Raw genomic sequence first — 13,877 nt, forward strand, 5'->3', positions numbered from 1 at the left:
AATCCGACGGGGTTGGTTCTTTTTTTAGTTAATTCAGAAGGTTATTGATATCACGGGATTTGTAAAATATGGACCTTTGTGTAAGAAACTTGCCAAGAGTCGCCTTCCCGTGTTATAAAGAAGGGGAGAATGAAAACGGATTCACAGTCTGCCTAAGAGGAGTCTTGGATAATGAAAATTACGGTTACTGATGCAGCAAGCAAATGGTTTCGAGAGGAAATGGGAATGACCGGACGCGGTATCCGTTTCTTCGGGAAAGTTTATGGCAAGACCCCGGTGCATGAAGGATTTTCACTGGGGATGACCCCGGATGATCACCCCCGCGATCCAATCGTGGCAGAGACCAAAGACAACGTGACCTACTACATAACCGAGGGAGATCAGTGGTTCTTCGTCGGCTATGACTTAACGGTCGACTACGATTCCAAGACGGATGGGCCGACATATATCTATACGGATAATGGCGAGCTGGACAAGGAAGACTAGACGTTAGTTGTCGAATACTAGCATTGCAAAATTCAAGGTAACTTTGGCTCTGGGACCCGTCTCAGGGCCTTTTGTATAAGTAAAATTATATCGGATTTCTGTCAGGGAACTGGTTTTGCTTGTGTTTCTCTGGGGACTCCGGTAGTATTTGAGCCACAGTAAACAACCTTCGAAATCAAGATCAATGCAAAGAGATGCGCGGTCCCACCAATTTAACTGGCAGGATCGCGCATCTCTTTATTCAAAATAGGTTTTTTAGTAGCAAATGGACTTTGGTCGTTTGGAGTCAAATCTTAGTTTTTAGTGTCGTCGGTGACTCAACCACCAGCCGCCAGTTAGGACGATTAGCGTCAGTCCACTGATCAGCAGCCCCAGGTTCAACAACGGCGGCCAGTAGGTCAGGGTGACAGTGCTTTTACCTTTAGGCAACTTTACCGCGGTGAACATGTCAATCGTCTTGTAGGTCTTAGCAGCCTTACCATTGACGGTAGCGTGCCAGCCCTGTGAGTATGGAATAGACGTGTTCAAGACTTCCCCCGCCTTAGTGGTCGTCATTTGACCGCTGAAGTAGCGGCTGGAGTGTTTAGTCAGACGCCAAGGCTGGGACTTCAACTGCGCGACCGCCGACTTGAAGACGTTGGTGTTCAGGCTGTAAAGCGTGAAGTTTTCCAACCACAGCGAGCCCTTCTTCAAGGTGATCGTCAACTTGATGGTCTTGCCCTTGGCGTGATCTGCCACGCTCACTAAAATTGTGTTGCGGTAAGTCTTGTACTGATTCAGTGTCTTACCATTCAGGACGAAGGTCGCGTTGTCCGGATTAACGGTGGAGCCGAATGTTAGGTAGTAGGGATCGTTGGTCGTCGGCTTCATGGTCAACGTGATGCTGCCGGGCTTTAACAGATTTTTCTTCTGAAGAACCGCACCGGTGATCTTCGTTTGTTGGTTAATATTGGCAAACGTTACCTGATCGAAATTCTGGGCAGCATACAGCTTACTGTCCGCGGAATTGCCAGTCAACGCTGCCAGCCAATTAGCCTGGTACTGTGCGGGATCGGCTGTCTTATTCTTGAGTGACAGGATTTGCGGGCTTGCCGCGTAGCCTAATGGGAGCGCGTAGGGGTTCTTGTAAGTCGTTGCCCAGTGGTCGGCACCAATCTTGGTGTAATCGGCCAGGTCGGCCTTGTTAGACATCGCAGGCAGCATGCTAGAGCCGCTGAGTGCACCAGACAGTTCCTTTTGCTGGAAGTAGTATTTCATGTTCAGCAGGGAATCGGTAACCAGGGTACCGTTGGTGTAAGCGACAAAGCCGTCACCGTCCGGGCTCCCCGTGTTGCCATAGAAGGTTGGAACCGCCTTAGGCAGAACCGAGGAGAAGACGCCACCGCCGTTGAAACCAGTCTGGAAGGCATCCCCCTTGGTCCGCATGAAGGTTTTGCCAATCCGGTAGGCACTAGTGTCCTTCTTCTGAACCTTATTGACTAATCGCTGAAGCTCATTGGTATAGTTGCCGTATTCACCTTGTGAGACGTAACTAATATTGTTGAGCGAGGTAAAGGCGTTGGCCGAAATTTCGGTGACGCCGATGACGAAGAAAAGGAAGGGATAGATCCAGTGATGCTTGATGGGTAGTGTCGTCAGTATGAGCGCCATGACCACGAAGAACATACCCAATAGGACCTGATTCATTTGTAGGAATTTAAATGACTTCAAATTGAGCGCCACGTAGGCCGCACCGGCGACCACGATGATTGTAACTAGGGCAATAGACAGCCAGCCGGGTTCAAAGTCATCGGTCAGTGTCTGCGCCGCTAACCAAATCAGCCAGAAGCTAACGATAAAGGAGAAGCGGTACGGATACCAGACGGGAAATTGGCCGGCGTGCCAGAGCAAATCTAGGGGTTGGAGGCACAGCGATAGTGCCAGAAAGGCCGTGATGATGCCAGCCGTAATGCGGGTGCGCAGGGCAATCTTACGGTCACCAAAGTAGAAGAGTGCGCCGAGCAGTGCAATTGCCCCAATGAACAGGTTTGCCGTGCCATCGGGCATCTGATCAAAATTGAAGGCCCCCAGGAAGAACTTCGCAAGCATCTTGGGTGGGAAGAATTCAAATTTCCACTTAAACGTCGTGACCGTGTACTGCGCCTTGCTCTGGGTAAGGGACCACCAGGTCGGTAGCAAGACGACTGCCGAGAGTAGTCCGGCAGTGATCGAAGTCCAAGCGAAGCGACCAGCCTGTGCTAGGAAGCCACGGAAGTTTGTGTAGCGGTCGACGGCCAGGTAAATGAACGTCAGAATCATAAAGAGACAGATCATGTAGGCCATATAGTAGTTCACAATTAAGCTAATCGCCAGCCAAATGACGTAGGTCCGCCACTTGCCCGTATGCATCAGCACGTACAGCCCGTAGAAGACTAGCGGTAGCAGGTAAGCTGCGTCCAACCACATGATGTTCAGTTGATTAGCAACGGACCAGCCCATCAGCGCGTAAGCCGTGGCAAAGGTAATTGCCTTTAAGCCAGATTGTTGCGTCGTCTTGAGCAGAACCCAGGCGAAGGCCAATCCTGCCAGACCGTATTTGATCACGGTTAGGAAGAAGACCCCGGTGGTCAGAGAAGCTCCTGGACACAGGAGGAGAATCCAGTTCAGAGGGCTCAGCAGGTAGTAGGCCCAAGTCCCCAGCATTTCACCACCCAGGCCGTTGGCGAAGGAGTAGAAGATGCTGCTGGGATCGTGGAGTAACGCGCGTCGCATGTAAGCAAAGAAGTCGATATATTGTTGCCCTAAATCGACCGTTAACAGGCTACTCGACCCGAATGGAGCCATTTGACGGTAGATAAAATAGGCCGTCATGAGAATAAAGGGAGCTAAAAAAGCCCCGAGTAGGGTAAATTGGCGTGGTGAGAGGCGCCAGCGCCGGTTTCGAACTTGCAAGTAAGCCACCTCAATCTTTAGAAATTGTAAAAGTTACCTTGGAGCCTGTACATTTTGCTTTTCGCTCTCTAGAATAGCATAGAAACATTAAATTTCGGTAGCGGGATAGTTGTCTCCAGCGAAGTTTGGTAAAATAGTAGCTGTACAATAAGGAGCAGAGCTGTTGTGAAGAATTTTTATAATCGAGTTAGCAACCGAAATCAGCGGTCTGACGGCCCTCAGCGGTCACAGATCCCGTTTCGGTTAAACTTCCTATTCATTATCGTTGCCCTGTTATTTGCAGCGCTGATCGGTCAATTGGCGTATTTGCAAGTGATGTACGGGTCGAAATTTAAGGCGGAGGTCAATTCGACCGATACCACCATCGAGACGACGAACGTGCAACGGGGGATGGTTTACGATTCCACCGGTAAAGTCTTGGTGGGAAACAAGGCCCATCAAGCGATTTCCTACACCAAGGGGGTCAACGTGCTGTCGACGAGCATGTATGACATCGCCAATAAGTTGGGAAATTATCTGACCGTTTCAACCAGTTCTTTGACGCCCCGGCAGTCGATCGACTACTATTTGACCGATCAAAAGCGGTTAAAGGCAGTCGAGAGCAAGCTTTCCGGGACCAAGGGATTGTCGGCAACGGCACTCTACAACAAGGCCTTAAATTATTTAGAGAACGATTCATCCTTTAAATTAACTGAGACCCAAAAGAATGCTGCCGCCATCTTTGCGAAGATGAGTGGGGCCTATGCCTTGTCAACGACCTATATCAAGGATTCCGGTGTCTCTAGTCGAGAAATTGCCGAAATTGGTGAACATTTGTCCGATATGCCTGGTGTTCAGGTCGGGACGAGTTGGTCACGGAACTACCCCAACGGGAAGTCGATGAATTCGATCATCGGGACCGTCTCGTCTGAAAAGACCGGGCTACCAAGTGACAGAGTCAATGAGCTGCTGGCTCAGGGTTACTCTCGAAATGATAGTGTGGGTCAATCCTACCTGGAACAGGAGTACGAATCCGTTCTGCGGGGGACTAAGGCTGAGAAGCAGGTCGAAGTGGCTGGGAATAACACGGTGACCAAGGAAGTTAAGAAGTATGGTGGGCAGAAGGGGGACAACCTCCAATTGACCATCAACTCCAAGTTCCAGAGTCAACTCCAATCCTTAGTCAAGTCGGCTGAAGCCGGTGCCGGGGGTAACTCGACCGGGACCTATGCCGTTGTGATGAACCCGAATACTGGTGGGGTTATCGGAATGGCCGGTGTTGACCGGGATCCCTCAACGGGTAAGACCACCGACAATGCGCTGGGAACGATTAACAGTGATATTGTCATGGGGTCCGTTGTTAAGGGAGCCATGGTCTCTGGTGCCCTAATGAAGGGAGTCATCACGCCAACCAACAGTACCCTGACCGATATGCCAATCACCGTTGGTGGGGTCAAGAAGTCTTCCTGGTTTAACCACGGGGGCGGTTCTAACATCGCCGTTAATGCCGCTGGGGCGCTGGAAGTCTCCTCTAACTCCTACATGATGCAATTGGCTATGAAGGAAGCCGGATTTAACTACTCTTCCGGTGCTGCCTTGACCATGAGTACCAAGGCGTTCGATATCGAACGGGGATACTTTAAGCAGTTTGGTCTAGGAGTTAAGACCGGGATTGATCTGCCTGGTGAAAGTTCCGGATTGGAAGGGTCGAGTTCGTTTGCCCACATTGGGAACGCGTTGGACTTGTCCTTCGGGAACTACGATGCCTACACGGTCATGCAAGTGGCCCAATACATGTCGACGATTGCCAATGGTGGCACGCGAATCGCACCACACGTGGTTCAGTCCATTCGTGGCACGACCTCAACTGGGAAATTAGGGGCGGTTAAATCGACCGTTGAACCTAAGATCTTAAACACCATTGATATGACCGCTGCACAGAAGCGGTTGGTCAAGGAAGGGCTCTACGACGTGGTTCACGGGAGCAACACCTACAAGACCGGTGGGGCAATGTCTTCCATCACGCCGAAGATCTCGGCTAAGACGGGGACGGCGCAAACGTACTACAAGGGGAACGAAACGGTTACCCTGAGTCTGGCGTCTTTCGCACCGTCAACGCATCCTCAAGTGGTAGTGGCCTTGGCCATGCCTAACTTGGGTGTCAACGCCGAAAGTAACAACATGACGTTGGCTAAGAAGATTTATGCAGCCTACTGGAAGACGGTTCAATCAACTTCCACAATTAATGAGTAAGTTAGTTTAAAGCGGTGTGAACGATCTGATTCGTCGGGGGTTCACACCGTTTTTGCGTCATTTAGAGGCGTGTTGTTAAGCAGTCGCCTGCGGTTGCCGGAATTTTACCTGCTGTGGGAACCGGTTATATATTTTGGCCTTCTCCGACCTAGGCTAGTTATTAACTCACAAGACATAGCGAGATCGTGTGAACCAGGCGACTAATCTCGCTGGCTTACGTACCTGTACTTTCCTAATTATTATTGAGGCGAAATACCTAATTCAGGATGTGATCAGTCTGATTATTTTTGACGAATTGGCAAGAGTCTTTAGGCCAGTGAAAGTAATGGTGTATAATGTTCTTGTATCAGGGACAAGCTCGACACAGTGGAGCAATCATCGGTCACCGAATCGATTGCAACTCTAGGTAATTTAGCTGTTAAGTATTTTTCCTTAACATATTTGGAATTATGGCTGGTAATTGTCCCGAAATAATGGTAATATATTACGAGTTAAGGCTCATGCCTGTAATTATGAACAAGTTGGGAGGTTACCCATAATGCGTGTACACATCACTTTAGAATGTACTGAATGCCACGAACGCAACTACTTATCCAGCAAGAACCGGCGTAATAACCCGGATCGTGTTGAATTTAAGAAGTACTGCCCACGTGACCGGAAAGTAACTTTGCATCGCGAAACTAAGTAAGGGTACGGGCGAGAGTCCGACCCTTTTTTTATACATCGAATGAATCAAGGGGGTAAATGATGCCAAGTAAAGCAGAGATTCGGCAACAAACGATTAAGGCCCTGTCCGCAATGGCCGTGGTCGATCGACGACGGGCGTCTGATGACCTCTATCAGCAGTTGTGGGCGTTACCAGCCTATCAGCAGGCAACAACGATTGCCACAACGATTAGCGGGGGCTTTGAGCTCGCCACGCGGCCGATTATTGAACGCGCTCAGGCTGATGGCAAGACGGTGGCAGTCCCGCAGACCCTACCCAAGCGCCAAATGGCTTTTCACGTGATGGATGAGACCACCACGTTGGCCCGGACCAAATTTGGCCTGATGGAGCCGCAAGATAATCGCATTATTGATCCGGCCGATTTCGACCTGATCATTGTGCCCGGCTTGGTCTTTGCGGCCAGTGGTGAGCGCGTTGGCTTTGGTGGCGGCTACTATGACCGTTATCTGCCTAAGACAACGGGGACTAAGGTCGCCTTGGCCTTACCCGCTCAGCAGATTGCTGCGCCGACTTGGCAGGTTGATTCCTTTGACATATTATTGGACGCGGTACTAGCCGCTAATTTAAAATAGAAGGGAAGCGGCATCGTGGCGCAAATGAAGTATCGGCTTAATCGGCTCAATCAATACCCGTTCATGACGGTCGGCCTTATCGCCATCATGGTTCTGGTTTACGGTGCCATGACGTTGGACGGCGGCAGCACCAGTGCTAACGTCTTGATTACTTTCGGGGCGAAGCTGAACCCGTTGATCCAACAGGGAGAATGGTGGCGGCTCTTTACGCCAATGTTCCTGCACATCGGGTTTACGCATATTCTGATGAACATGATCACACTGTACTTCGTGGGGATTCAGATTGAAGCAGCATTCGGTCACACGCGGTTCCTGGCCCTGTTTTTGGTGTCTGGGGTCGGCGGTAACGTCGCTAGCTTCTGTTTCTCGAATAGTTTATCAGCGGGGGCCAGTACGGCCATCTTCGGCTTGTTTGGGGCCTTCATGATGCTTGGGGAATCTTTCTGGCAGAATCCCGTGATTCGTCAGCTCGCACAGACCTTCTTGGCCTTCGTGGTGATGAACATTATCTTTGATTTATTCGCGCCAGGAATTGATTTAGCAGGGCATATTGGTGGACTGGCTGCCGGCTTTTTGGTAGCGTATTCATTAGGTGTTCCTAGAATTGGTAAGGTTAGCGTAGTTAAACGCGTTGTAGCAACTATCGTCTTGATTGGTGGATTGGTCTGGCTGTATATGCACGGCATGGCGCAGTAGAAGCGAAAATGTCCCGTGCAATTTCACGGAGGTTGTGGCACAATGAAAACGTTATATGATGTTCAGCAGCTACTTAAAAAATTTGGTATTTATGTCTACGTGGGCAAACGTCTTTGGGACATCGAAGTCATGGCATTGGAATTGGATCACCTCCGTAAAGCACGGGTGGTCGACGACAAGACCTTTGTGGCGGCTAAGGTGGTTCTCACACATGAACACCGCATTGAAGTACAACATGCAAGAGATCAACACCAATCCATTGGAGGGATTTAGAGTATGGCACGGAATTTAATTGGAATCGATTTAGGCGGGACTACGACAAAGATGGCATTCCTCTCCACCGCTGGAGAAATTCTGGCAAAGTGGAGCATTCCCACGGATATCTCAGACGAAGGTAGCCACATCGTTCCCAATATTATCGATTCGATCAATCAACATATCACCAACTCAGTATTTAGTAAAAATGACTTTATCGGTATCGGGATGGGGACGCCCGGTTCAGTCGACATTGAAAACGGCACGGTTATCGGGGCCTTCAACTTAAACTGGAAGAAGCGTCAACAAGTTCGTGACCAGATTCAAGCGGGGATCGGCCTGCAATTCATCCTCGACAACGATGCCAACGTGGCATCCCTGGGTGAATACTGGAAGGGTGCCGGTGAAAAGGACGCAGATGTCGTCTTCGTCACTTTAGGAACTGGTGTCGGCGGTGGGGTCATCGCCGGTGGTCACCTGTTGCACGGTATCAATGGTGGGGCCGGTGAACTCGGTCACGTCACGGTGCAACCAAACGGTTACCTGTGTACTTGTGGTAAGCGCGGTTGCTTGGAACAATACGCTTCAGCAACCGGGGTCGTTCACGTGGCCTCTGACATGGCTAAGGACTTCATGGGCACGTCACGTTTGAAGGAAATGGAAGACAATCAGGAAAGCGTGACGTCCAAGATGGTCTTCTATTTGGCTGACAACGGGGACATTCTGGCCAACCAAGTCGTTGACCGGGTCACATTCTACTTAGGCTTAGCTTTGGCTAACGTTGCCAACATCTTGAACCCAGCCAACATCATCATCGGTGGTGGGGTCTCCAACGCTGGTAACACGTTGTTACAACCGACGACCCGTTACTTCCAAGAAAATGCCTTCCCAGCAGTTCGGGATTCAACCAAGCTGCGGTTAGCACAACTCGGAAATGACGCCGGGGTCATCGGGGCCGCTTCATTAGCATTACGGTTCCAAAAAACAAACTAAAAGATTTAGAGGATTAGGAAGGAAGATTTCGTTTTGGTTATTGGTGCAATCTCAGGATGGACAGTTTATACGATTGTCCTCATCATTCTTATTGCCGTGTGGGGCGGCTGGCAGTTGACAACGATCATCCGGCGTAACCGGGTCGCAAAGTTGATCGACGCCGAAACATTTGAAGCTGGTATTCGGACGGCTCAAGTCGTTGACTTACGCGAAAAGAAGGACTTTGACGCGGGACACATTTTGGGGGCGCGCAATTTCCCTTACTCAACGTTCAAGGCTTATCACAGCCAACTCCGTAAGGATCTCCCGGTCTACTTATACGACCAAGGGAAGACCATTAGCACGCGGGCCGCAATCATGTTAGGTAAAGATGGTTTTGACCAGATCTTTATCTTGAAGACTGGTTACGTGCGTTGGGAAGGTAAGACTAAGAAGACGAAGTACTAAACAAGTAAGGACCTACGGCATTTTTGCCGCGGGTCCTTTTTTGAAATGTCTGAAAATGGTCGCCTGCGGATGCCAGCAACTCCGCCTGCTGTGGGGGGCGGTCCAAGCCAAAAAGCGGTCTTGAACCTCGGCTTGAAGCCGTAAAAACCGTACGTCTCCAAGCTCGCCCCATGACCTAACCTGACGGAGAACGTCAGCCAAGGTCATCGACACGGCCGGCTACGTTACTGGCCTCCTCCGGCTAGGATAATTCTCAGCCGNCGGCTACGTTACTGGCCTCCTCCGGCTAGGATAATTCTCAGCCGTAACCAATTGTCTTGATTATAAATTAAGCTATTGGCAGTAAGCCTACAGAGGCTTCATTGTCTTCACGTGGGTCCGCACTTGATTCAGAGAGCAAATAAAAAGGAACCCGGAATAAACATCCCAGGTTCCTTGCAAACTAACCGTGGTGAGCTGAATGGCTCTTCCGGTTGGCTCGTTTGCGGTTTTCTTCAAACCGTGATTCCTGATCTTCGATTGGTTGAACGACCTTTTTTTTGAAAGAGAAGACAGCGCCGGCAACGGCACTGGCCGTAGCGACTACGCCAAAGAGAAAGCCCTTAGTGAAATGCTTCATAGTATCGACTCCTATCATTTTTAATAAATTAGTTATCCGCTTCCATTATGCTGGTTTTGTCCTGAAATAGCCAGCAATTAGCTGAATCCAGTCGAAAAAGTCGCGGGTTTTGTGATACGCTAGCTTTAGGAAAAACAATGAAAGGAGTGGCGGTATTGTTCAAACGGCAAGGAACCCAAATTCTGGCCCACAGGGGAAGTAAGGGGACACGGCCGGAAAACACCTTGGTTGCGTTTCAGGCCGCGTTAGACGCTGGCGCTGACGGTATTGAGACCGATGTCCAACTGTCTAAGGACGGTCAGATGGTGATTATGCACGACGAACAGGTTGACCGGACGACCGACGGAACGGGAAATATCAGGGACTTGACACTGGCGCAGCTCAAGCAGTTGGATGCTGGGAGTCACTTCGCAACGGAATTTGCTGGGACGCGGATTCCAACACTGGACGAGGTGATTCAGCTGCTCGACTTGAATCAATTTACCGGGATATTTAATCTGGAATTGAAAACCAACAAGTTTCCTTATCCGGGGATTGAACGGCAACTGGCGACATATTTTAAGCAATGGGATGTTCCGTTTCGTCTAGTATTTTCGAGCTTCCGGGCACAGTCGTTACTGACCCTAAAGGCCTTGTATCCGCAAGCCGAATACGCCAAGCTCTTTCAGACGGCCGGGCGCCAGGCCAAACAAATGCAGCGGCGGCATCAGGTGGCGGACCTCCATCCGGATATCCGTTGGGTCAAGGCCCACCGTTTCTGGCTACCACACGTGCAATTACGACCGTGGACGGTCAATTCAGCGGCTGACATGACCTACTGCTTCAAGCACCATTTTGCGGGCATCATTACCGACTATCCGGCACAGGCCGTTCGCTTGCGCCAGCAAATACAAGGAGAATTCGATTCATGGAAAAAGTCTTAGCAATCGTGGGGCCGACTGCCGTGGGTAAAACCGCGCTGGCCATTGACCTTGCGCAAAAATTTAACGGGGAGATCATCTCCGGAGATTCCATGCAGGTTTACCGCCACCTCGACATCGGGACGGCCAAGGCCACGCCGGCAGAACAAGCACAGGCGACGCACCATCTGATCGACGTCAAAGACGTTGATCAACAATTCACGGTAGCACAGTTCGTGGCGGCTGCCCAGGCATTGATTCCGGCTATCACGGCGCGGGGCCACTTGCCGATCATTGCGGGCGGAACCGGCTTTTATTTGCAAGCCCTATTCGATGGCTTGAAGCTCGGAGCCGAGGCACCGGGAGACCCAGCCGTACGTGATCACTTCCGGGCAATTGCTCAGGAGAAGGGAGCCGAGTACCTGTGGCAACAGTTGGCTGCCAAGGATTCCCAGGCCGCTGCCAAAATTCCGGTGACCAACATTCGCCGGACGGTGCGGGCACTGGAGGTTATCACAGTCACTGGGCAGCTCTTCTCCCATCAGGAGAACGGGGGACCCCAGTACGATGAGCTTTACCTGGCGTTGAACACGGACCGCAACCTGCTGTACGACCGGATCAATCAGCGAGTCGATCTGATGGCACAGGGGGGGCTCGTGGATGAGGTCCGATGGTTGGCCAGTCAGGGAGGGACTGATCTCCCAGCAGCTACCGGGATCGGCTATCGAGAGTTACTGCCGGTTCTCGACCAACCGGAACGGATTCCAGCGGCCATCGATCAGGTCAAACAGGACTCTCGGCACTACGCAAAGCGGCAATTGACCTGGTTCCGTAACCAAACGACCGCCACTTGGTATGATTTGGTCCAGCACCCCGAACAGCGGCCAACCATTGAAGCACAGGTCTCGGACTGGTTAAAAGCTTAATTTGGTCTAGAAATTAACTAAAGAATTTTTAAAAATCAGTTTTCATGTCATAAAACATGACATAAGTTCTTGACTCCCCGTCACAGGGTGGTATGATAGCCTCATAGTTAAAGGGGGCCAATCGCATGAAGGAGAAAGAGTTACGACGGTCAATGGCCGTGTTGCCAATGGGAACCGTGATGAAGCTGACGAGCTTAACGGCCCGGCAGATTCGCTATTATGAGTCTCAAGGGTTGATTTCTCCCGAACGGAGCGATGGTAATCGGCGGTTGTACTCGTTAAATGATATTGACCGTTTACTTGAGATTCGTGATTACCTCGCGGATGGTGTTAACGTGGCGGGAATCAAAGCCATTTACGACCAGCAACAGGCCGCGGCCCAGGCCAAACGGGATGCGCAACAGCAACCGTTGACCGATGAGGACGTGCGCCGCATCTTGCAGGATGAATTCATTCGGCAAGGTGGTCTGGGCCATCCGGAACCAGGGCTGCAACAACGGCCTCTTTAACCACGATATTTTGGAGAAACAAAAACTGACAGGGAGCGATTTAAATGGCAAAACGGGACTATTCCAAAGATGATATTCGCCAGATGGCAAAGGACGAAAACGTTAAATTTTTACGGTTAATGTTTACCGACTTATTCGGGACAATCAAAAACGTTGAGGTGCCCATCAGTCAATTAGGCAAGTTGCTCGATAACAAGCTGATGTTTGATGGTTCATCGATCGATGGCTTTGTGCGGATCGAAGAAAGTGATATGTACCTGTACCCTGACCTTTCAACTTGGATGATCTTCCCTTGGAGCACGGAACGTGGCAAGATTGCACGCGTTATTTGTGAAGTTTATACCACGGATGGCAAGCCTTTTGAAGGCGACCCACGGAACAACCTGATCCGTGTCTTAAATGACATGCGTAAGGCTGGCTTCACCGACTTTAATATCGGACCGGAACCTGAATTCTTCCTGTTCAAGATGGATGAAAACGGCAAGCCAACGACGGAACTCAACGACAAGGGGAGTTACTTCGATATGGCCCCAATGGACTTGGGTGAAAATTGTCGGCGTGAAATCGTCTTGACTCTGGAAGAAATGGGCTTCGATGTTGAAGCCGCCCACCATGAAGTGGCTCCCGGCCAGCATGAAATTGACTTCAAATATGCCGATGCTTTGACCGCCGCTGACAACATTCAAACGTTCAAGCTGGTTGTGAAGACCATTGCCCGGAAGTACGGGCTGTACGCCACGTTCATGCCAAAGCCTTTGGCCGGCATCAACGGTTCCGGGATGCATTTGAACATGTCTCTCTTCCACGACAAGGGCAACGCCTTCTTCGATGAAAAGGGCAACATGCAACTGTCAGAAGATGCCTTCCACTTCTTAGGCGGGCTGTTGAAGCATGCGCGGAGCTTTACCGCCATCTGCAACCCAATCGTCAACAGTTACAAGCGGTTGGTTCCCGGCTACGAAGCCCCTGTCTACGTTGCTTGGTCCGGTTCTAACCGGTCACCACTGATCCGAGTACCAAACTCTCGTGGCTTGTCCACCCGTTTGGAACTCCGGAGTGTGGACCCAGCAGCTAACCCATATCTGGCCATCGCTGCCGTTCTGGAAGCCGGCTTGGATGGTTTACGGAACCAATTGGCACCACGTGAGGCCATTGACCGGAACATTTACCGGATGGATGCTGAAGAGCGTCAGGAAAACCACATCACCAACTTGCCAGATACGCTGCACAATGCGTTGAAGGACTTAGCCGCTGATGAAGTGATGCGTAACGCCATGGGCCACCACTTGTTCCAGAGCTTCATGGAAGCTAAGAACTTGGAATACAACTCTTACCGGACGCAAGTTTCCCAATGGGAACGCGATCAGTACCTGGAACTGTACTAAACTGAAGCTTAACTGAGGGATGAAAGCTGTCGCCTTTGGCTGCCAAAGGTTAAGATAACTGTTCATCCGCGCAATTTGCGTGGTAGAATCTCGCATACGCAATGCAAATAATCCATTTTAAATTGCTTGATAAAGCTGTTGCCCTGGACCTATGTCTGGGACAACAGCTTTTTTGCGGTTCTATGTCAACTGTTGTTGGT

Annotated in this window: 14 protein-coding genes; 12 read left to right on the top strand and 2 right to left on the bottom strand. The window is 50.5% G+C overall.

The genetic code is table 11. The features are described 5' to 3' along the window. Positions 1-171: 171 nt before the first annotated feature. Positions 172-486: a HesB/YadR/YfhF family protein gene (locus FD07_RS09440; protein WP_020090040.1), complete on the top strand. Its 315-nt coding sequence runs from the start codon at positions 172-174 to the stop codon at positions 484-486. A gap of 300 nt (positions 487-786) precedes the next feature. On the opposite strand, the gene FD07_RS09445 is transcribed toward FD07_RS09440, so the two are convergent. Then, complete coding sequence (locus FD07_RS09445; protein WP_020090039.1) at positions 787-3,417, bottom strand: YfhO family protein; 2,631 nt, start codon at positions 3,415-3,417, stop codon at positions 787-789. Between the two features lie 165 nt (positions 3,418-3,582). Here FD07_RS09445 and FD07_RS09450 point away from each other — a divergent pair, with 165 nt between their 5' ends. From FD07_RS09450 to FD07_RS09475, 7 genes are all read left to right on the top strand, one after another. Continuing rightward, complete coding sequence (locus FD07_RS09450) at positions 3,583-5,649, top strand: peptidoglycan D,D-transpeptidase FtsI family protein (protein WP_020090038.1); 2,067 nt, start codon at positions 3,583-3,585, stop codon at positions 5,647-5,649. Positions 5,650-6,187: 538 nt separating this feature from the next. After that, positions 6,188-6,337 (top strand): 50S ribosomal protein L33, encoded by a 150-nt coding sequence (gene rpmG, locus FD07_RS12170; protein ID WP_011667723.1) that lies wholly within the window; start codon positions 6,188-6,190, stop codon positions 6,335-6,337. 59 nt (positions 6,338-6,396) lie between these two features. Further along, positions 6,397-6,948: a 5-formyltetrahydrofolate cyclo-ligase gene (locus FD07_RS09455; RefSeq protein ID WP_020090037.1), complete on the top strand. Its 552-nt coding sequence runs from the start codon at positions 6,397-6,399 to the stop codon at positions 6,946-6,948. Between the two features lie 24 nt (positions 6,949-6,972). Next, complete coding sequence (locus FD07_RS09460) at positions 6,973-7,644, top strand: rhomboid family intramembrane serine protease (RefSeq protein WP_033388960.1); 672 nt, start codon at positions 6,973-6,975, stop codon at positions 7,642-7,644. 42 nt (positions 7,645-7,686) lie between these two features. Next, on the top strand, positions 7,687-7,917 hold the full coding sequence (locus tag FD07_RS09465; RefSeq protein WP_020090035.1) for a YqgQ family protein: 231 nt from the start codon (positions 7,687-7,689) through the stop codon (positions 7,915-7,917). A 3-nt stretch (positions 7,918-7,920) separates the two neighbouring features. Further along, complete coding sequence (locus FD07_RS09470) at positions 7,921-8,892, top strand: ROK family glucokinase (RefSeq protein ID WP_020090034.1); 972 nt, start codon at positions 7,921-7,923, stop codon at positions 8,890-8,892. A gap of 33 nt (positions 8,893-8,925) precedes the next feature. Continuing rightward, complete coding sequence (locus FD07_RS09475; protein WP_020090033.1) at positions 8,926-9,339, top strand: rhodanese-like domain-containing protein; 414 nt, start codon at positions 8,926-8,928, stop codon at positions 9,337-9,339. Positions 9,340-9,781: 442 nt separating this feature from the next. On the opposite strand, the gene FD07_RS12175 is transcribed toward FD07_RS09475, so the two are convergent. Then, positions 9,782-9,958 (bottom strand): DUF3042 family protein, encoded by a 177-nt coding sequence (locus FD07_RS12175; RefSeq protein ID WP_020090031.1) that lies wholly within the window; start codon positions 9,956-9,958, stop codon positions 9,782-9,784. A 137-nt stretch (positions 9,959-10,095) separates the two neighbouring features. Here FD07_RS12175 and FD07_RS09485 point away from each other — a divergent pair, with 137 nt between their 5' ends. The 4 genes from FD07_RS09485 (at position 10,096) to glnA (ending at position 13,677) form a co-directional block, all read left to right on the top strand. Continuing rightward, positions 10,096-10,881 carry a glycerophosphodiester phosphodiesterase gene (locus FD07_RS09485; RefSeq protein ID WP_051089614.1) on the top strand — a complete coding sequence of 262 codons (786 nt, stop codon included), beginning with the start codon at positions 10,096-10,098 and terminating at the stop codon, positions 10,879-10,881. Next, complete coding sequence (gene miaA, locus FD07_RS09490) at positions 10,866-11,783, top strand: tRNA (adenosine(37)-N6)-dimethylallyltransferase MiaA (RefSeq protein ID WP_020090029.1); 918 nt, start codon at positions 10,866-10,868, stop codon at positions 11,781-11,783. The genes FD07_RS09485 and miaA overlap by 16 nt, the downstream gene beginning before the upstream one ends. 125 nt (positions 11,784-11,908) lie before the next feature. Beyond that, complete coding sequence (locus FD07_RS09495) at positions 11,909-12,292, top strand: MerR family transcriptional regulator (RefSeq protein WP_020090028.1); 384 nt, start codon at positions 11,909-11,911, stop codon at positions 12,290-12,292. Positions 12,293-12,336: 44 nt separating this feature from the next. Continuing rightward, entirely contained in the window at positions 12,337-13,677 is a 1,341-nt protein-coding gene (glnA, locus tag FD07_RS09500; RefSeq protein WP_020090027.1) for a type I glutamate--ammonia ligase, read from the top strand. Positions 13,678-13,877 lie beyond the last annotated feature (200 nt).

Origin of the sequence: Levilactobacillus parabrevis ATCC 53295 (genome assembly GCF_001434055.1) — a bacterium.
In the GTDB taxonomy this organism is placed as follows: domain Bacteria; phylum Bacillota; class Bacilli; order Lactobacillales; family Lactobacillaceae; genus Levilactobacillus; species Levilactobacillus parabrevis.

What these genes read in the sequence shown, in the direction of transcription:
- FD07_RS09440 (WP_020090040.1), top strand. Translation starts at nt 172, where the DNA reads ATGAAAATTACGGTTACTGATGCAGCAAGCAAATGGTTTCGAGAGGAA.
- rpmG (WP_011667723.1), top strand. Translation starts at nt 6,188, where the DNA reads ATGCGTGTACACATCACTTTAGAATGTACTGAATGCCACGAACGCAAC.
- FD07_RS09455 (WP_020090037.1), top strand. Translation starts at nt 6,397, where the DNA reads ATGCCAAGTAAAGCAGAGATTCGGCAACAAACGATTAAGGCCCTGTCC.
- FD07_RS09460 (WP_033388960.1), top strand. Translation starts at nt 6,973, where the DNA reads ATGAAGTATCGGCTTAATCGGCTCAATCAATACCCGTTCATGACGGTC.
- FD07_RS09465 (WP_020090035.1), top strand. Translation starts at nt 7,687, where the DNA reads ATGAAAACGTTATATGATGTTCAGCAGCTACTTAAAAAATTTGGTATT.
- FD07_RS09470 (WP_020090034.1), top strand. Translation starts at nt 7,921, where the DNA reads ATGGCACGGAATTTAATTGGAATCGATTTAGGCGGGACTACGACAAAG.
- FD07_RS12175 (WP_020090031.1), bottom strand. Translation starts at nt 9,958, where the DNA reads ATGAAGCATTTCACTAAGGGCTTTCTCTTTGGCGTAGTCGCTACGGCC.
- FD07_RS09485 (WP_051089614.1), top strand. Translation starts at nt 10,096, where the DNA reads ATGAAAGGAGTGGCGGTATTGTTCAAACGGCAAGGAACCCAAATTCTG.
- miaA (WP_020090029.1), top strand. Translation starts at nt 10,866, where the DNA reads ATGGAAAAAGTCTTAGCAATCGTGGGGCCGACTGCCGTGGGTAAAACC.
- FD07_RS09495 (WP_020090028.1), top strand. Translation starts at nt 11,909, where the DNA reads ATGAAGGAGAAAGAGTTACGACGGTCAATGGCCGTGTTGCCAATGGGA.
- glnA (WP_020090027.1), top strand. Translation starts at nt 12,337, where the DNA reads ATGGCAAAACGGGACTATTCCAAAGATGATATTCGCCAGATGGCAAAG.